Raw genomic sequence first — 17948 nt, forward strand, 5'->3', positions numbered from 1 at the left:
GCCAAGAAACATCAATATTTAAAACTAAATACTCCTGATGATGACTGGTTTTGCGGAGATTTGCAGCGTTAAAAACATAGCCAAAAAATAGCAATAATTGCTACACCTTGAATTTTGGCAAATATCGTTTTTATTACAACTTAAAAAGACAGTTGGCGGCACAATGGGGGCAGAGAAACAATACTGTTTATTTGCACTCGGAGACGAATAAAATAATGGTAGCGATGTCTACGACCGGCAACGCCAACACAGAAAATGTTCAGCATCGGCTAACTGTCCAAACTGTAGAAATTGCCCCCAATACTACGGCGATTCGCTGTCTAGACTGGGATCGCGATCGCTTCGATATCGAATTCGGACTGCAAAACGGTACGACTTATAATTCATATCTGATTAGGGGCGAACAAACAGTTTTAATCGATACTTCACACCAGAAGTTTCGTCAATTGTATTTAGATACTCTCAAAAGTCTCATTAACCCCAAGGCTATTGATTACATTATTGTCAGTCATACAGAACCCGACCATAGCGGCTTGGTGGAGGATGTGCTGCAATTAGCACCAAGGGCGACTGTTTTAGCTTCTAAAATTGCCTTGCAATTTTTAGAAGGTTTAGTACATGATCCATTTTCTAAGCGCATCGTTAAAAGTGGCGATCGCATCGATATCGGTAAAGGTCACGAAATCGAATTCGTCAGTGCGCCGAATTTGCATTGGCCAGATACAATCTTTAGTTATGACCGGAAAACTCAAGTAATCTATACTTGTGATGCTTTTGGGATGCACTTCTGCGACGATCGCACCTTCGATGAAGATTTAGAAGCGATTGAAGCCGATTTTAGATTTTATTATGATTGTCTCATGGGGCCAAACGCTCGTTCCCTATTAAACGCGATGAAGCGGATGGGTGAACTGGGCAAGATTAATATTATCGCCAATGGTCACGGGCCGCTGTTATATCATCACCTCGATGTCTTAACTGAGTGTTACCACAGTTGGAGTCAAAGACAAGCCAAAGCCGAAACCACCGTTGGTTTGTTCTATGCTTCCGATTATGGGTATAGCGATCGCCTTGGTCAAGCGATTTCTGAAGGTATCCAAAAAACTGGGGTAGGAGTAGAATTTATAGACCTCAGCACCGCCGAAATCCAAGAAATTCAAGAATTAGCAGGGAGAGCAGCTGGTTTAATTATTGGTATGCCGCCTACAACTTCCGTAGCAGCGCAAGCAGCCATCAGTTCTCTATTATCTGTAATTAAAGATAAGCAGGTAGTCGGCTTATTTGAGTGCTTCGGTGGTGACGACGAACCCGTTGATACACTGCGACGGAAATTTATCGACTTGGGGGTCAAAGAAGCCTTTCCAGCTATTCGCATTAAAGATGTTCCTAGTCCTTCCACCTACCAAATGTGTACCGAAGCTGGTACAGATTTAGGGCAATTCCTCACACGGGAACGGAACATCAAGCAAATCAAAGCCCTCGATGTCAACATGGAAAAGGCATTGGGGCGGATTAGCAACGGCTTATATATTGTCACAACCAAAAAAGGTGATGTCAGCAGTGCCATGTTAGCCTCCTGGGTAGCACAAGCCAGCCTGCAACCTTTAGGATTTACCATTGCTGTCGCCAAAGACCGCGCCATTGATGCTTTGATGCAAGTAGGCGATCGCTTCGTCCTCAATGTCTTAGAAGAAGGCAACTATCAAGAACTCAAAAAACAATTCCTCAAGCGTTTATTGCCCGGTGCTGACCGCTTCGCCGGCGTGAAAACCCAAACCGCCAAAAACGGCTCACCCATCCTGACAGATGCTTTAGCATACATGGAATGCGAAGTCCAAAGCAGCATAGAATGCAGCGACCACTGGATACTATACTGCACCGTCCAAGATGGTCGAGTTTCCAAACCCGATGGACTAACCGCCGTGCGTCACCGGAAGGTGGGCAATTATTACTAAAAGGGGTATAGGGGTGTAGGGGAGACAAGGAAGACAAGGAAGAATTTTTCCTAGCCCCCAATGCCCCATGCCCAATCGCCAATCCCCAATCCCCAATAATATGGATTTCCAACGCTTCATCGAATCCACTAAAAACTGGGCTAAATCCACCCGGTTTTTCCAATTTTTTGATAAACCCGAAAACACAACATCTATGAACGATTCCAAACCCCGTGACGTACAAATTCTGCCGATTGCGACAAATACCAAAGTGCTGAGAGCGCGTAGTCAGTCACGTTTGCGGTTTGAAATTGAATACGCCTTAGAAAGAGGTACTACTTCTAACTGCTACATCATCGCAGCTGATAAAACTGCTCTTTTTGACCCCCCAGGTGAAACCTTTACAACAATTTATCTGGAAGCATTGCAGCAGACCGTCAATTTGAAAAAAATAGATTACGTGATTTTGGGTCACTTTAGCCCCAATCGTGTAGCTACTTTAAAGGCACTGCTAGAAGTCGCACCGCAAATTACCTTTGTTTGTTCTCTTCCCGGTGCGGCGAATTTACGGGCGGCTTTTCCTGATAACAGCTTAAATATTTTAGTGATGCGGGGGAAAGAAACCTTAGATTTGGGTCAAGGTCATGTCTTAAAATTCTTACCAATTCCTAGCCCGCGTTGGCCGGAAGGTCTTTGTACCTACGACCAAAAAACCCAGATTCTCTACACAGATAAGCTATTTGGGGTGCATATCTGCGGTGATGAAGTATTTGATGACAATTGGGAGTCCTTTAAGGAAGACCAGCGTTACTACTACAACTGCTTGATGGCTCCCCATGCTGTTCATGTGGAAGCAGCATTGGAAAAAATCTCTGATTTACAAGTGAGAATGTATGCTGTCGGTCATGGGCCTTTGGTACGTAGTAGTTTAATGGCCTTGACCCAAGCCTATGCTGATTGGAGTTTGGCGCAAAAAGACAGAGAGGTGACTGTAGCTTTACTTTATGCTTCAGCTTACGGTAACACTGCGACTTTAGCACAGGCGATCGCTCTGGGAGTAACTAAAGGTGGTGCGGCGGTCAAATCTGTTAACTGTGAATTCGCCACACCAGAAGAAATTCAATCCGCTTTAGAACAAGCCGATGGTTTTCTCATCGGTTCTCCCACCATCGGTGGTCATGCACCTACACCCATTAACACTGCTTTGGGGATTGTCCTCAAGGTGGGTGATAACAACAAACTAGCTGGGGTCTTCGGTTCCTATGGCTGGAGTGGTGAAGCCTTAGACATGATTGAATGCAAACTTCGGGATGCAGGATACCGTTTTGGTGTAGAAACACTCAAGGTGAAATTTAAGCCTGATGATGTCACTTTAAAGTATTGTGAAGAAGTTGGTACAGATTTTGCTCAAACATTAAAGAAAGCTAAAAAAGTCCGACTACCCCAACAAGCCGCTACACCTGTAGAACAAGCCGTAGGTAGAATTGTTGGTTCTGTATGTATTATTACGGCAAAACACGGTGAAGTTTCCACAGCCATGTTAGGTTCTTGGGTATCACAAGCTACTTTTAATCCTCCTGGTTTGACAGTAGCGATCGCCAAAGAAAGAGCTATAGAATCTCTCATGTATCCTGGTGGTAAATTTGCCCTGAATATCCTACCAGAAGGCAATCATCTGGAATATATGAAGCATTTTCGCAAGAATTTCAAACCTGGCGAAGACCGCTTCCAAAACTTTACAACTACGGAAGCAGAAAACGGTTGCATTGTCATAACTGATGCTCTTGCATATGTGGAATGCTCGGTTGAGCAACGCATGGAATGTGGTGATCACTGGGTAGTATATGCAACTGTAGAAAACGGTAAATTACTTAAGCCAGATGAGGTCACAGCCATCAATCATCGGAAAACAGGTACTCACTACTAAAAAAGTGAAATAGTCAAAACATCAGAATTTGTATAAACCTTGTGCTGCAAGATTTATACAAATTTTTTTGTGCATAAAAAAGTTCCATCTGCAATCAATTTAATAAGTTAAGAAGCGTTAAGTATCAAGTTAATTGCAGTTAAACCCTGTGTTAAGATGCGGCTGAATTTACTGAGACCCTCGTAGTTGGTAATACCAAGAAACACCAATGGGTAATATCAGAAATTCTAATGAGAGAAAGATAAAAATAAGTATCTCAAACTACACACTGTAAAAGTTAGGAGATTTCATGACCGCACAAACACTATCCCCAAAAACTAGCAAAGGTTATAACAACCTCTATCAAGTTAAAAACCAGTGGGGTGGTTCTTCTGCGCCTTGGAATGATGGTGGAATCTGGGTTATAGGTTGTCGCTCAGGTCAAAACGTAGTTGCGATTGATGTCACCTCCAACGACAATGGCAACACCCTGACAGGAACTATGACCTATAAAGGTGAAGGGCCTATTGGTTTTAAAGCCACTCGTACTCAAAGCAATACCTATGCAGTACAAAACCAGTGGGGTGGCTCTTCTGCACCTTGGAATGATGGTGGAGTGTGGGTAATCGGTTGTCGCACCAATCAGAATGTTGTCGCCATTAAGGTTCAATCCAACGATGGCGGCCAGACCCTAACCGGAACTATGACCTACGCCGGTGAAGGCCCTATTGGCTTTACCAGCAGTCAGATTGATGGTGGTGTTTATAATGTAGGCAATCAATGGGGTGGTTCTTCTGCTCCCTGGAACGACGGCGGAAAATGGGTAATTGGTTGTCGTGCTAATCAGGGTGTAGTAGCGATTAACGCTCAATCTAACGATGGCGGTAAAACCCTCAACGGAACTATGACCTATGCAGGCGAAGGCCCCATCGGCTTCAAAGCTGCTCTCACACAAAGCAACACCTACGCAGTCCAAAACCAATGGGGTGGCTCATCTGCTCCTTGGAACCCTGGTGGTACTTGGTTACTGGGTTGTCGTGCTGATCAAAGAGTTGTTGCTATTGATGTTAAATCCTCAGATAACGGCAACACCCTCAATGGAACTATGACTTATGCAGGTGAAGGCCCCATCGGCTTCAAAGGCACACTAGTTTAATTCAGAGGGACTAGGAGAAGGAAAAAGGAAAAAGTAAGAGATTTTTACCTTTTGCCTTCTACTACCACTAGTTCACAAACCTCTCTTTTCCACAGGTATAAAAATGAGCAACAGCGATATTTTTATGCCTGTGGAATTTTGGCTTGATATTGACTGTTAATAAGTAATTTTTATCACCATCGACTTAACCTATGCCTGAAGATGAAAGGAAAGAGGTTAAGATAGATTCGACACAGCTATACCAAACTCTTAGCCATCAATTGACATCATAAAGAGGGTGTGGAATTTGGTTTATAGCCATTACAATCAACTGTGAATCAGAATTTTTGAGTCAAAATTATGGAGCCAAATCAGCCACACAGTCGCCTCGAAGCTGCTCAAGACTTTGAACAAGCCTTAGAACAGTTGGAGGATATCTTACACGACAGTTCCACAGATGATGAGGAGATACCAGATAATGCTGCTGGTAATGTCAATGCTGTGGCACAAGGTGAAGATGTAAACGATGCTGATTTAGCAGCTTGGGAAGATGCGGTTGCTGATATTGAACAATATCTAGAAGAAAGAGCAGGAAGTAACAAGGAAATTGCGGACTAATGACTAATGACTAATGACTAATGACTAATCTCTGTTTTGTCTTTGCGCTTCGTATAACATTAAAGCGGCGGCGATCGCTACATTTAATGATTCTACTCCTGGACTCAGGGGTATATTGACTTGTTGATCTGCCATTGCGACTAAATCAGGGGACAAACCCGCACCTTCGTTTCCCAATAAAATCAAACTGGGTTTTCGCCAGTCTACTTCCCAGTAAGTTAATTTCGCGGTGGGTAAGGTGGCTATTACCTGCATTCCCGCTTGCTGACAATTCTGGACTGTGGTTTTTAAATCTGCACTTACCGCCGTCGCCAGACGAAACCACTGTCCCGCCGAAGCACGCAACACTTTCGGGTTATCCAAATCTACACTATCTTGACTCAACCATAAACCCGACGCACCAGCAGCTGCCGCCGTCCGAATCATTGTCCCTAAGTTACCAGGGTCTTGGATAGTTTCCAAAGCTAAAACAATCCCTGTGTAGGGAACTAGATTTTGCTGTTGCTGGCGTTTGGCTGTAGCTATGACCCCATCTGGTTGTACAGTAGTAGCGATCGCACTTAACACTTCTGGACTGACAACTTCACTGCGATCGCACAAACTACAAGCTAACTCCCACAATTGGCTGTGATTTGCTTGCCATTCCTGCGTACAACACACCACCTCTAACGGATAATTCACCGCACAAGCTTCTGCCAACAAATGCGTACCTTCCAGCAAAAACAACTGCTGCTTATGCCGTTCTTTCGTAGATTGCAGCTTGCGGATTTGCTTAACTAAAGGATTTTGTAAACTCGTTAACATTTTACGTGCTGAGTGATCAGTGCTGAGTAGTGAGTAATGAATACTCAGCACTCACTACTCACAACTCAGCACTTAGTTTCATGCGGAACCCGGGACTTGAACCCGGAAGCCTTGCGGCACTAGAACCTGAATCTAGCGCGTCTGCCAATTCCGCCAGTTCCGCTTGCGGTTTGCATACTCACGATTTATCATTATCGCTTAATTATTGATTTGTGTCAACCAGCCCGAAAAGGGGTGTAAGGGTATAAGGTAGGGCTAATTCATTGTCAAAAGAGAAAAAAGCTGATTTAAATCATGGCAGAGAAATCGAAGTGCTTTGGTCAATGAGCGATAACCCTGGCCACGGAGCAGATTAATCACGAAAGTACGAATGATTGACCAGTTAGTAGCAGCATTGTAAGTACGAATGGGAGCAGTATCTTCACCAAAAACAACATCTTTGACCCAATGTAATCCGTTCTCAATATCTCGATGTCCGCGAATAGCATGAGCAAAGTGAAGAGCAGATGTCTTGAGACTACTGAGGTAGTAACTCAAAGTTGCAAAAGATTGCCCATCTCTGGAACCATGACGCTCAACAACAATCAAGCTTTGCGCCTTTTCCCAACTGGGGTCAATGCCATCCATCAGTTCATAGACTTTGACACTACGTTGAATAATACGTCCGCGTGTGCGTTCGATTTGAATGTCGATAGCATCTGGGAGAAGTTGTTGTGAAATGGTTTGTGCATAATTCAAGAGTTTGGGTTGGTTGGCTTTAATGCCCACTAAGTAATCATTGCCACTGTTAACAATTAACTGCAAAGTTTTTTTTGACAATGTAAAGCATCAAAGGTCAACACTACACCCGTCAGTTCCAAAGTCTGGATTAGTTGTTGTACGACTTTGATTTCACTTTGTTCATTGTTCTGGAATTGCTTCAAAGCTACCACCACTCCTTTGTGATGACTGTATACAGAGACGACATTAACAAAGTTTTGGTAGGACTGATTGTGTCCAGTGACCGTACTTTTGATACTTTTGCCATCCACGGCTAACCATTCTCCCGCTTGGATGTCAGCATCGATTTTTGCCCACCCAACAAAGCTCTCTGTCAGTGTTTCAAAGTCTAATTGCTCAAACAGCCGCCGAAAAGTCGAATCACTGGGCAAACGCTTATACTTGACCCCTAAATGTTCACATAATCCTTGATAATGTCGTACACAAAAATCTTCTAGTGCGGTATATCCGTAGCATTCACTTAATGTTCCTAAAATTACTAGCAATAACATTACCCATAGTGGATAACGTTTGCCACGAGGAGCGCGATAGTCTTCTATGCTTTGTAATGCCGCTATCAAACTACTACTCATTTCACACCACAGTACACTTGAGGTCGGGATGATTTCTAGTTTAATTTTTCTCTCATTACAATGAATTAGCCCTAGGGTATAAGGGTGTAAGGGTGTAGAGGTGGAGTGAAAATGAAAAAATCACTCAAAGCCTCATGCCTCCTGCCTATTTCCTCCTGTCTCCTGCCTACAAATTGAGACAAAATGTATACAAATCAAATCTTTACTGTAGAATCAAAACCAACTTCTAACTTTAAAATTATGTATTTATTTTGGAGGTAGGCTTATTAATTCTTCTAGCAGCTTACCGGAAGCTAAACCTGCTGTAGCAGTAGACTCCTCAGTCTTGCAAATATGGGGTGGGCATCCTTTAAAGGGACACGTCAAAATCAGTGGGGCTAAAAATTCTGCCTTAGTCATCATGGCTGGAGCTTTGCTTTGTTCTGGTGATTGTCGAATTCGTAACGTTCCCCTGTTGGCGGACGTAGAACGGATGGCTGAGGTCATTTCAGCATTGGGTGTACGCCTGACCAGACAAGGTGATATTTTAGATATCAACGCCAGTGAAATTGCTACATCAAAAGCTCCCTACGAACTAGTTACCCAACTGCGGGCTAGTTTCTTTGCTATTGGGCCAATTTTAGCCCGCTTGGGAGTGGCACAAATGCCATTACCAGGGGGTTGTGCCATTGGTGCAAGACCAGTTGACCTGCACGTCCGAGGACTGCAAGCAATGGGAGCCGAAGTACAGATTGAACATGGTATTTGTAATGCCTATGTTCCGGGAACTAATGGCAGATTAAAAGGTGCGAAAATTTACTTAGATACTCCCAGCGTCGGGGCGACAGAAACCTTGATGATGGCCGCCACCTTAGCTGATGGTGAAACCATTATTGAAAATGCCGCTAGAGAGCCGGAAGTAGTAGATTTAGCCAACTTCTGTAACGCAATGGGCGCGAAAATTCAGGGTGCTGGTAGCAGCACTATTACTGTAGTTGGCGTACCACAGTTACATTCCGTTGACTATCCTATTATTCCCGATCGCATCGAAGCCGGGACATTTTTAGTAGCTGGTGCTATCACTCGCTCAGATATTATCATTTCCCCAGTCATTTCCGATCACCTAATTCCAGTGATTGCCAAACTGCGGGATATTGGTGTCACTATCATCGAAGAAGCACCAAATTGCTTACGCATTCTTCCCGCCGAAACCCTGAAAGCAACGGACATCGAAACCTTGCCCCATCCAGGTTTTCCCACAGATATGCAAGCACCATTCATGGCTTTACTCACCTTAGCAGAAGGCGACAGCATCATTAACGAAGCTGTCTTTGAAAATCGCCTGCGCCATGCTTCCGAGTTAAACCGCTTAGGTGCAGATATCCGTGTCAAGGGTAATACCGCATTTGTGCGGGGAGTACCGATATTATCTGGCGCGCCGGTCATCGGTACTGACTTAAGAGCATCAGCCGCCTTAGTCCTAGCCGGACTAGCAGCCGAAGGACAAACCACCATTCAGGGATTACATCACCTTGATCGGGGTTACGATCAAATAGATGTGAAATTGCAACAACTAGGTGCAAGAATCCTGCGAGTTGGGGAAGTTCCAGCCGAAGCAGAGAAAGCAGCGAATTAACAGGGACTGGGGACTGGGGACTGGGGACTGGGAATGGGGAAGTGTGGGAAGTGTGGGGAGAGAAGGGGGAAAGATTTCTTCCCTATCCTCCCACCCCTCCCACACTTCCTGCTTGCCCCATTCCCCATGCCCCATTTCCCAAATCGTTATACTAACTGTGGGAGGCTGTTGATATTTTGTTTTTCCAGCCGGCTAAATCATGTCTGTGTTTAAATCCTCACTCATCGGTTTAAAAGCTGACTCATTTCGTCATCCATTAGATTTGGAAGCTACCCAAGCTCTTAAGCAAATACCCGGTTTGGATATGCTGGTGAGAAACGTGCTAGGGCCAATGGCAGAGCAGGTTTTTTATGTAGAAAATATTGCTTCTAGTGTGTTGGTAGGGGAAAATCAACTACCTGAGTTACATCACCTATTAATAGAAGCTTGCAAAGTTTTAGACATTGAGCCACCGCAATTATACGTTAGGCAACACCCTGCACCTAATGCCTATACTTTTGCAATGCGGGGTAAGCAGCCTTTTGTCGTGCTGCACACTTCTTTAATTGATATCCTGACCCCAGAAGAGATACAGGCGGTAATTGCCCATGAGTTAGGACATCTCAAGTGTGACCATAGTGTTTATTTAACACCTGTGAATTTATTAATATTAGCCGCAGGTGTACTACCTAACATTGGGGCTGTCGTGGCTCAAGCTATCCAAGCACAACTTTTAGAATGGGTACGCTGTGCTGAGTTTACCTGCGATCGCGCTGCTTTACTAGCCACCCAAAACCCCAAAGTGGTGATGTCTGTGTTGATGAAATTAGCCGGGGGTTCACCAACTCTTGCACCCAAACTCAATCTCGATGCTTTTATTGCCCAAGCCCGTGCTTACGATGATATTAGTAAAACCGAACTTGGGGAAATGCTCAAAACAGCCCGTACAGCCGAATTAACTCACCCTGTACCAGTCTTAAGAGCCAGAGAAATTGACCGTTGGGCAAGTAGTCAAGAATATCAAAATTTATTACAAACCCACGGACAAGAATACATTAGTGAAGCAGCACCCAAAGGAGGTTGGCGTAACTGGTAAATAATCTAGGGGTGTAAGGGTGTAGGGGTGTGGGGGAAAAACTAATGACTAATGACTAATGACTAATGACTAATGACTATTGACTATTGACTGAACAAGTTATTTGATATTTTTGCTGAGTTAAAACGTCAGACTAAGGGTGATGAAAACCGAATTAAGGAATCAGAATTACCCCGACTTTGGATTTTATCACCAACGGCTTCTGAATCTATATTGAGTGGGTTTAGAGCCAGTTTAGATTTAGAAAACTGGGAAGCAGGAGTTCATTTTTTAGCAGATTATCTACGGACAGCAATTATCGCAATTCATCAATTACCACGTACTGAGGAAACATTATGGTTGAGAATTTTAGGTAAGGGTAGAGTCCAGCAACAAGCAATAGATGAACTAGAAGCACTTCCCCAAGACCATCCTTTCCGAGCAAAAGCAATTGATTTATTGTTAAGTTTGAAGACTACTTTAGAAGTGAATCAAAATGTAGACGAGGAGGATAGAAATTTAATTATGCGCCTATCACCAATTTACGAGCAGAAGTTAGCAGAAGCAAAACAAGCCGGAATTGACGAAGCACGCCAACTGTATGAGCAAAGGTTATCAAGCACTAAACAAGAAGGTATTCAAGAAGGTATTCAAGAAGGAGTGAAAGCAGAACGTCGTCAAGTTATAGAAAACTTGTTACAAGTTCGATTTGGTGAAATAGATGCTCAATTAAGGGAGGTTATTACACCTTTATTAGCATTAACTCCAGAAGAATTCACACCTTTATTGCTACAACTATCACGGGAAGAGTTATTAGCTAGATTCCTGTAGAGGAGATGGGCAATTTAAATTTACAAATCAATGACGTGTTTTACTCGGTGGCGTGAGATGAGTTGCTAAAAATTTTGGATGAGCGATCGCCATCTACTCTAAAATAAGTCTGGTTAAGTTGCGATCGCTACCATGACAGAGGCTGTAAATCCCATCAATCTCTTTGAATATGAACAGTTAGCACCAAAGCATCTGTCTAAGATGGCACTCGACTATTACAGCAGTGGTGCTGGGGACGAAATTACACTACGAGATAATCGTGCTGCCTTTGAGCGTGTGAAATTACGGCCGCGAATGCTTGTAGATGTGAGTCAATTGAGTCTAAAAACGACAATATTAGGTGAAAATCTCGAATTTCCCCTATTAATTGCACCAATGGCTTTTCAATGTCTGGCTCATCCTGAAGGTGAACTAGCCACCGCAATGGCGGCTGCATCGACTGGCGTGGGTATGGTGTTAAGTACCATGTCTACTCAAAGTTTAGAAGCCGTCGCTGGGGTTGGACATAAATTTCCCCACTCTTTGCAATGGTTTCAATTATACATCCACAAAGACAGGGGTTTAACTCGCGCCTTAGTTGAAAGAGCTTACGCAGCAGGTTACAAAGCTCTTTGTCTGACGGTTGATGCGCCTGTGCTGGGTCAGCGAGAACGGGATAAACGTAACGAATTTACCTTACCATCAGGGTTAACTCTAGCGAATATTACTACTATCTCCGGCTTAAATATTCCTCAAGCACAGGGGGAGTCTGGGTTATTGACTTACTTTGCCCAACAGCTAGACCCGTCATTAACGTGGCGCGATTTAGAATGGTTACAATCTTTATCACCTTTACCTTTGGTAGTCAAAGGCATTTTGCGCGGTGATGATGCGGCGCGTGCGGTGGAATATGGAGCTAAAGCCATTGTAGTTTCCAATCATGGCGGCAGACAATTAGACGGTGCGATCGCTTCTTTTGATGCTCTCCCTGAAATCGTCGCCGCAGTTGATGGTCAAGTAGAGGTCTTATTAGATGGCGGTATCCGGCGCGGTACAGATATACTCAAAGCCTTGGCTATGGGTGCTAAGGCCGTATTAATTGGCAGACCTATTCTGTGGGGACTAGCAGCAGGTGGACAAGTTGGTGTATCTCATGTGATCTCGTTACTACAAGATGAAATGAAAGTGGCAATGTCTTTAAGTGGCGTAGCTCAGATACAAGATATTGACCCTAGTTTAGTGACACACAACAAAAAATAGGGAATCAGCAAAAATTTTCGTCTGACTCCTTGCATTAAAGTTATCTAGTGATTATAATAGGAAAGTTGCATCAAGGGCGGGTGGCGAAACTGGTAGACGCACCACACTCAAAATGTGGCGACCTTGCGGTCATAGGAGTTCGATTCTCCTCCTGCCCACTGTCCACCAGATAAAAACAAAATATATGAGACTCAAAAGATGGGAATCCCCCCGTCGCGAAGGGAGAAACGACAAAGGTAAAGGCGGTTCAGCTAGAAAGCGACAAATCAAAAAGCAACGCCAAATGTTACGCCAAAAGCTCAAAGAAGCTAACAAGCAAAACAAGCAAAACAATCAAAACGACAACAAAAACAGGGAAGATTTTTTCTTCCCTGTTTTTTTATTGGTTTTACGTATAAATTTGCATATTTGTACTTATACAAATATTAAATGCGTTATGGATATGTCTGAGAAACACACAAGCAAAATTAAATGAGAATCATCAAGATATTTACCTCAGTGATATTAATGAAATCGTAATGAAAATGTAATGCTTGTATGAACCAATTTAGAGAAAATCAGAGAAAAGTATGAAGTAAATGTAAAGTTTATGACGAAGGTTGTAACAATCTGGAATCAGCTAGTAAGCTAGTATGCGGTTGCGGGTAATTATTACTAACACGATTTAGTGAATAAAAATCCCAGCTAACCCAAGTTTATATCAGTGTGTTTCCCTATTGGCTATGTCAGGATTAAAATCATTCAACTATCTCAGCATGAATTGCTGCTGTTACAAGATTAAACTATCTATGGTGTGTATTAGTTAGTTTATATCTACTAAGTCTTTCACTACATAACTAACAATAATTCTCTCGGTTTTGCGGTTTACTGCACACAGCAAAACAAATATAAGCTATTTAAGTTTAGCTGTAGTTTCTGTTGTCTATTAGACCTCAAATACGAATAATTGAACACTTGGAAAACATACTTCAAGAGTTAAATGTCTTTGTGCTGCTTGGCTTTTTCTCTGTGGTTTTGCTTGAACGTGGATAGACCTCACTCTTCTCAAAGGCGAGAAGCAAGCTACGCGTAGCGTCTTTTTTAGAAGACGGAGAACAAAGAAGAATGTGGTCTTTACTAACCTCTCCTTGTAGGAGAGGGGTTGGGGGTAAGGTCAAAAAGCACTCATCTAACTCACGTTAGGTTTTAACACAGTTAAACCCCAATAAAAATATATGTATCTCAGGATTTTTGGCAAAGGTTCAAAATATCAAACTTTTAATCCATATTATTGGTAAAGCTGGCGATGGAATCTCCAAAAGCATCATCAAATTTACGTCAGAAAGCTCTTTTAGGAGTATTTTGGTCTGCAATTGAAAGTTGGGGTCGCCAAGCAATTTCTTTTGGGGTTTTCTTTTTATTAGCGCGGTTATTAGGGCCACAAACCTTTGGTTTAGTCGCTTTAGCAAGTATATTTTTAAATTTTTTACAGGTATTTGTTGACCAAGGATTTTCCCAGGCAATTATTCAAAGGAAAGAATTAGAACCAGAGCATTTAGATACTGCTTTTTGGACTAATTTAGGTATGGGGACATTTTTGGCAATAATTACTATTGCTAGTGCAGATTTAATTGGCAATTTCTTTAAAGAACCAGCCATCATCCCCATCATACGCTGGTTATCTGTGAGTTTTATCTTCATTGCTTTGAGCAGTGTGCAGAATGCGATTCTTCAGCGTCAATTAGCATTTAAATCTTTAGCCAAACGGACACTTATTGGAGTATTTATTGGTGGTGTCGTTGGCGTAACTATGGCGTTGATGGGATTTGGTGTGTGGAGTCTAGTCGCACAACAAATTAGCAGCAGTTTAGTACAAGTTTTAGTATTGTGGCGGGTGTGTGACTGGCGACCAGGATGGAAATTTTCCCAACGCCACTTTCATGATTTATTTTCCTTTGGCGTGAATGTCCTGGGAATGAATATTTTCAACTTCTTAAATCGTCGTTCTGATGATTTTTTAATTGGTTATTTTTTAGGGTCAGTGGCTCTGGGATATTATACTGTAGCTTATCGCTTATTATTAGTTGTCACAGAACTGCTAACTAGTGTTATTTCTAGAGTTTCTTTACCGACATTTTCGAGATTGCAAGACGAACCAGAACGTTTGCGCCATGCTTTGTATGAAGCTATCAAACTGACTAGCTTAATTACGTTTCCTGGCTTTTTTGGACTGGTAATTTTAGCACCGGAAATAGTAAAAGTCGTATTTGGCGAACAATGGCTAGCAAGTATTCCAGTCATGCAGGTGTTGAATTTAGTAGGGATTCTTTATGCTTATTTCTATTTCAATGGTTCTGTCATTATGGCAGTGGGAAAACCTGCTTGGAAATTAGCCTTAGACGGTGTGCAAGCTGTGAGTAATATTATTGCTTTTGCTATAGCAGTGCAATGGGGAATTGTGGCGGTGGCTGCTGCTTATGTGATTAGAAGTTATCTCATGTCACCTTTGACGGTTTGGGTAGTGTGGAAACTAGTGCGGATTAATATATTCACCTATTTACGCCAAGGTGCTGCACCTTTAGCCGCAACAATAACTATGTTAGGCGCGATATTTACAGTCAAATATTTTCTGAGTAGCTTAATAAATTCTGAGGCGATATTAGCTATTTCTATATTAGTTGGCGCATTGGTTTATATTTTATCAATTTTTTTGATGTCACCGAAACTATTTTGGCAAGTAGTCAAGATTGCTCGTTAGAACAGTAAAATATAGGACTAGTGAGGATGACGGAACAAATTACAGCAAAAATTCAAAATTCTGAAATTAACCAGTTACGAGAAACGGTGATTGAGGGGGGTTATTGTGTGGGTTGTGGTGCTTGTGCGGCTGTGAGTGGTTCACCAATACAAATGAAATTAGATGCAGATAAGAAATTGCAAGCCACTACCGACACAGTAACAAAATCCACATTTTCTAGTGGGGGAATCTTATCTGTTTGTCCATTTTCTAATCAGAGTTTAAATGAAGACCAAATTAGCCAAGAATTATTCGGTCGTGATGGTAAATATCATCAGCAAATTGGTTATTATTTAGATACTTACGCAGGTTATGTGGTAGAAGATAATTATCGCGATCGCGGTAGTTCAGGAGGAATGGGAACCTGGATTGTTACAAATCTCCTCACTCAAGGTTTAGTAGATGGTGTTATCCACATTCACCAACGTCATCCCTCACCCACTGACCCCAGATTATTTCACTACCAACTTTCCACCACCATAGAAGAGGTACGCAACGGTGCTAAGTCCCGTTACTACCCAGTGGAAATGTCACAAGTTATGCAACTGATTCGGGAACGACCAGGACGTTACGCCATTGTAGGAATTCCCTGTTTTATTAAAGCCGTGCGTTTATTGATGCGCCAAGACCCGATATTAGCTGAACGCATCCGGTTTTGTGTGGGTTTAATTTGCGGTCATCTCAAAAGTACAGGCTTTGCTGAAATGTTAGCTTGGCAATGCGGTATTGAACCAGATAACCTACTAGCAATAGACTTCCGCCACAAATTACCCGATGCCAACGCTAACCGCTACGGTATAGAAGTGACAGGGCTGCAAGCTGGTAAGATAGTCACTTGTAGTAGTCCTGTGTATGACCTCTACGGGACAGACTGGGGTTTGGGTTTTTTCAAATATAAAGCCTGCGATTATTGTGATGATGTGGTAGCAGAAACCGCAGATGTTACAGTCGGGGATGCTTGGCTACCTCAATATGTCAAGGATAGTCAAGGTACAAATGTAGTGATAGTGCGTCATCCAGTCATTCGCGACATGATGGAAGCGGGGATGAGTGCGGGAAAGTTACAGATGGATAGAATTAGTGCGGATGAAGTAGCAAAGTCACAAAAATCTGGCTTTCAGCACCGACGAGAAGGTTTAGCTTATCGCTTGTACTTAACTCAACAAGCTGGTGAATGGTATCCCCAAAAGCGGGTGAAGCCAAATGCTAGTCATCTGAATCAAAACTTGCAAGCACGCCAAATCATGCGAGTAGCTTTAGCAGCAGCAAGTCATATTGCTTTTAAAAATGCTGTTAAAGCGGGTGAATTTTCTGTATTTAAACAGCAGATAGACCCCTTAGTGCGGAAATACAAACAGCTATATCAAGGGTCTTTAGGGAAAAGAATTGCCAGACGGATTAAAAATATCTTGCTCAATTTTCTGGGTAATTTTAATAGAGGTTAAACTGCCATGAAAGCAATCATCACTGGAATCACTGGACTACGCAATCGAGGCGTGGAAGCTTTAGTTGTACCTACAATTGAACAGTTGCAACAACGTCAGCCTGATTTAGCTATTAGTGTATTAACTGATTCTCCTGATTATGATGAGTTACGTTTGCAGTCCTTGGGTGCAACGCCAATTAAAGATTACTTACGAAGATTTAGTAACAAACAATGGCTAAAAAAATTAGCTCCTGTTTTGAAGTTTTATCAACCTTTATCACTCGGCTACCAATCTAATTTACAAGAGATTCGTAACGCATCAATTGTGATTGCATCGGGAGGAGATGTTTTCAGTTCAGACTATAGTGCTTTAGATAGACATTTGTATCCCTTAGAATTAGCTTTAGATGCTGGTGTAGCAGTTGTTTTTTTAGCTCAATCAATCGGCCCATTCAAAACTCAAAAAGAGGCTGACAAATGGTTAGAAGTGGCGCGTCGATGCCAGTTAGTTTCGGTGCGAGAAGAACTATCTTATAAATATGTTACTAAAGATTTAGGTTTAGATGCGGCATTAGTTAAACATACTGCTGACCCAGCTTTTTTATTACAACCACCATCTTCAGAAGTTGTGGCTACAATGCTGAGTAATTATGGTATTGAGCTAGATAAACCAAAAATTGCGATCGCACCAAGTCAAGCGATTTGTCGTTATGCTGCTCAAGACTATGAAAAGCATATTCTTGTCTGGACTGAGGTAGTCAAGCTGATGGTGAATGAATTTCATGCTCAGGTGTTAATTATTCCTCATGTTCAAGAAACTAATGCTAATAATGATGATCGCATTTTTGCCACTCAATTGCTACAAGCATTAGAGTATAATGCCCAAGTTCATTTAGCTGGTGCAGATCATTCTGCGGCTGAGTTTAAGGGCTTAATTGCCGCTTGTGACATGATTGTAGCTGAGAGAATGCACCCTGCGATCGCTGGTCTTTCAAGTGGTATCTGTACCATGCCAGTTGGTTATTCTGTCAAGGCTGAAGGTATCATGGCTGATCTTTTAGGCTCAACAACACTTCATCATGAATTACTTATCTCAATTCAAAAATTTCTGAATGTTGATTTAGCTTGTGAAGCTGTTACTAATGCTTGGAAACAACGTCATGAAGTCGCTCATCATCTCCAGCAGGTTTTACCATCAGCCAAGCAGGCTGCTGCTGCTAATTTTGACATGATTTCAAATATTCTCAAATCATAGAAA

At 42.4% G+C, this 17948-nt stretch carries 13 protein-coding genes, 2 tRNA genes and 1 pseudogene; 13 read left to right on the top strand and 3 right to left on the bottom strand.

From position 1 onward, the window contains the following. Nucleotides 1-215: 215 nt before the first annotated feature. From CLI64_RS13390 to CLI64_RS13405, 4 genes are all read left to right on the top strand, one after another. Nucleotides 216-1955, top strand: coding sequence for a diflavin flavoprotein (locus tag CLI64_RS13390; protein WP_103137694.1), 1740 nt, complete (start codon nucleotides 216-218; stop codon nucleotides 1953-1955). Between the two features lie 193 nt (nucleotides 1956-2148). Beyond that, on the top strand, nucleotides 2149-3861 hold the full coding sequence (locus CLI64_RS13395; protein WP_103140706.1) for a diflavin flavoprotein: 1713 nt from the start codon (nucleotides 2149-2151) through the stop codon (nucleotides 3859-3861). A gap of 289 nt (nucleotides 3862-4150) precedes the next feature. Beyond that, nucleotides 4151-4996: a lectin ESA-2 gene (locus CLI64_RS13400; RefSeq protein WP_103137695.1), complete on the top strand. Its 846-nt coding sequence runs from the start codon at nucleotides 4151-4153 to the stop codon at nucleotides 4994-4996. 339 nt (nucleotides 4997-5335) lie between these two features. Beyond that, on the top strand, nucleotides 5336-5593 hold the full coding sequence (locus tag CLI64_RS13405) for a hypothetical protein (protein ID WP_103137696.1): 258 nt from the start codon (nucleotides 5336-5338) through the stop codon (nucleotides 5591-5593). 24 nt (nucleotides 5594-5617) lie between these two features. On the opposite strand, the gene CLI64_RS13410 is transcribed toward CLI64_RS13405, so the two are convergent. The 3 genes and pseudogenes from CLI64_RS13410 to CLI64_RS32170 all read right to left on the bottom strand — a co-directional run bounded on the left by CLI64_RS13410 (nucleotide 5618) and on the right by CLI64_RS32170 (nucleotide 7749). After that, nucleotides 5618-6397, bottom strand: coding sequence for an RNA methyltransferase (locus tag CLI64_RS13410; RefSeq protein ID WP_103137697.1), 780 nt, complete (start codon nucleotides 6395-6397; stop codon nucleotides 5618-5620). Between the two features lie 81 nt (nucleotides 6398-6478). After that, nucleotides 6479-6560: transfer RNA gene (locus tag CLI64_RS13415), tRNA-Leu, on the bottom strand. Between the two features lie 92 nt (nucleotides 6561-6652). Further along, a pseudogene (locus CLI64_RS32170) lies at nucleotides 6653-7749 on the bottom strand (ISAs1 family transposase). Between the two features lie 265 nt (nucleotides 7750-8014). Between CLI64_RS32170 and murA the strand changes: the two are divergent. The 9 genes from murA to CLI64_RS13470 all read left to right on the top strand — a co-directional run bounded on the left by murA (nucleotide 8015) and on the right by CLI64_RS13470 (nucleotide 17945). Continuing rightward, a complete protein-coding gene (gene murA / locus CLI64_RS13430) occupies nucleotides 8015-9364 on the top strand; it encodes a UDP-N-acetylglucosamine 1-carboxyvinyltransferase (protein WP_103137700.1) in 1350 nt (449 codons plus the stop codon). A 199-nt stretch (nucleotides 9365-9563) separates the two neighbouring features. Beyond that, complete coding sequence (locus tag CLI64_RS13435) at nucleotides 9564-10439, top strand: M48 family metallopeptidase (RefSeq protein ID WP_103137701.1); 876 nt, start codon at nucleotides 9564-9566, stop codon at nucleotides 10437-10439. Nucleotides 10440-10652: 213 nt separating this feature from the next. Continuing rightward, on the top strand, nucleotides 10653-11249 hold the full coding sequence (locus tag CLI64_RS13440; RefSeq protein WP_225977582.1) for a hypothetical protein: 597 nt from the start codon (nucleotides 10653-10655) through the stop codon (nucleotides 11247-11249). 132 nt (nucleotides 11250-11381) lie between these two features. Beyond that, the gene (locus CLI64_RS13445; protein ID WP_103137702.1) at nucleotides 11382-12488 is read left to right on the top strand and encodes an alpha-hydroxy acid oxidase; all 1107 of its coding nucleotides are present in this window, start codon (nucleotides 11382-11384) and stop codon (nucleotides 12486-12488) included. A gap of 74 nt (nucleotides 12489-12562) precedes the next feature. After that, nucleotides 12563-12646 (top strand) — tRNA-Leu (locus tag CLI64_RS13450). A gap of 26 nt (nucleotides 12647-12672) precedes the next feature. Continuing rightward, the gene (locus CLI64_RS13455) at nucleotides 12673-12963 is read left to right on the top strand and encodes a hypothetical protein (RefSeq protein WP_103137703.1); all 291 of its coding nucleotides are present in this window, start codon (nucleotides 12673-12675) and stop codon (nucleotides 12961-12963) included. A gap of 810 nt (nucleotides 12964-13773) precedes the next feature. Next, nucleotides 13774-15225, top strand: a complete 1452-nt coding sequence (locus CLI64_RS13460; protein ID WP_103137704.1) for an MOP flippase family protein — start codon at nucleotides 13774-13776, stop codon at nucleotides 15223-15225. A gap of 26 nt (nucleotides 15226-15251) precedes the next feature. Continuing rightward, complete coding sequence (locus CLI64_RS13465) at nucleotides 15252-16709, top strand: Coenzyme F420 hydrogenase/dehydrogenase, beta subunit C-terminal domain (protein WP_103137705.1); 1458 nt, start codon at nucleotides 15252-15254, stop codon at nucleotides 16707-16709. Between the two features lie 6 nt (nucleotides 16710-16715). Beyond that, nucleotides 16716-17945: a polysaccharide pyruvyl transferase family protein gene (locus tag CLI64_RS13470; RefSeq protein ID WP_103137706.1), complete on the top strand. Its 1230-nt coding sequence runs from the start codon at nucleotides 16716-16718 to the stop codon at nucleotides 17943-17945. Nucleotides 17946-17948 lie beyond the last annotated feature (3 nt).

The sequence above is a fragment of the Nostoc sp. CENA543 genome (genome assembly GCF_002896875.1).
GTDB lineage: Bacteria > Cyanobacteriota > Cyanobacteriia > Cyanobacteriales > Nostocaceae > Trichormus.

Coding starts and splice junctions, on each gene's coding strand:
- CLI64_RS13470 (WP_103137706.1), top strand. CDS start 16,716: ATGAAAGCAATCATCACTGGAATCACTGGACTACGCAATCGAGGCGTG.
- CLI64_RS13445 (WP_103137702.1), top strand. CDS start 11,382: ATGACAGAGGCTGTAAATCCCATCAATCTCTTTGAATATGAACAGTTA.
- CLI64_RS13460 (WP_103137704.1), top strand. CDS start 13,774: ATGGAATCTCCAAAAGCATCATCAAATTTACGTCAGAAAGCTCTTTTA.
- CLI64_RS13400 (WP_103137695.1), top strand. CDS start 4,151: ATGACCGCACAAACACTATCCCCAAAAACTAGCAAAGGTTATAACAAC.
- CLI64_RS13455 (WP_103137703.1), top strand. CDS start 12,673: ATGAGACTCAAAAGATGGGAATCCCCCCGTCGCGAAGGGAGAAACGAC.
- CLI64_RS13405 (WP_103137696.1), top strand. CDS start 5,336: ATGGAGCCAAATCAGCCACACAGTCGCCTCGAAGCTGCTCAAGACTTT.
- CLI64_RS13435 (WP_103137701.1), top strand. CDS start 9,564: ATGTCTGTGTTTAAATCCTCACTCATCGGTTTAAAAGCTGACTCATTT.
- CLI64_RS13395 (WP_103140706.1), top strand. CDS start 2,149: ATGAACGATTCCAAACCCCGTGACGTACAAATTCTGCCGATTGCGACA.
- CLI64_RS13390 (WP_103137694.1), top strand. CDS start 216: ATGGTAGCGATGTCTACGACCGGCAACGCCAACACAGAAAATGTTCAG.
- CLI64_RS13410 (WP_103137697.1), bottom strand. CDS start 6,397: ATGTTAACGAGTTTACAAAATCCTTTAGTTAAGCAAATCCGCAAGCTG.
- CLI64_RS13465 (WP_103137705.1), top strand. CDS start 15,252: ATGACGGAACAAATTACAGCAAAAATTCAAAATTCTGAAATTAACCAG.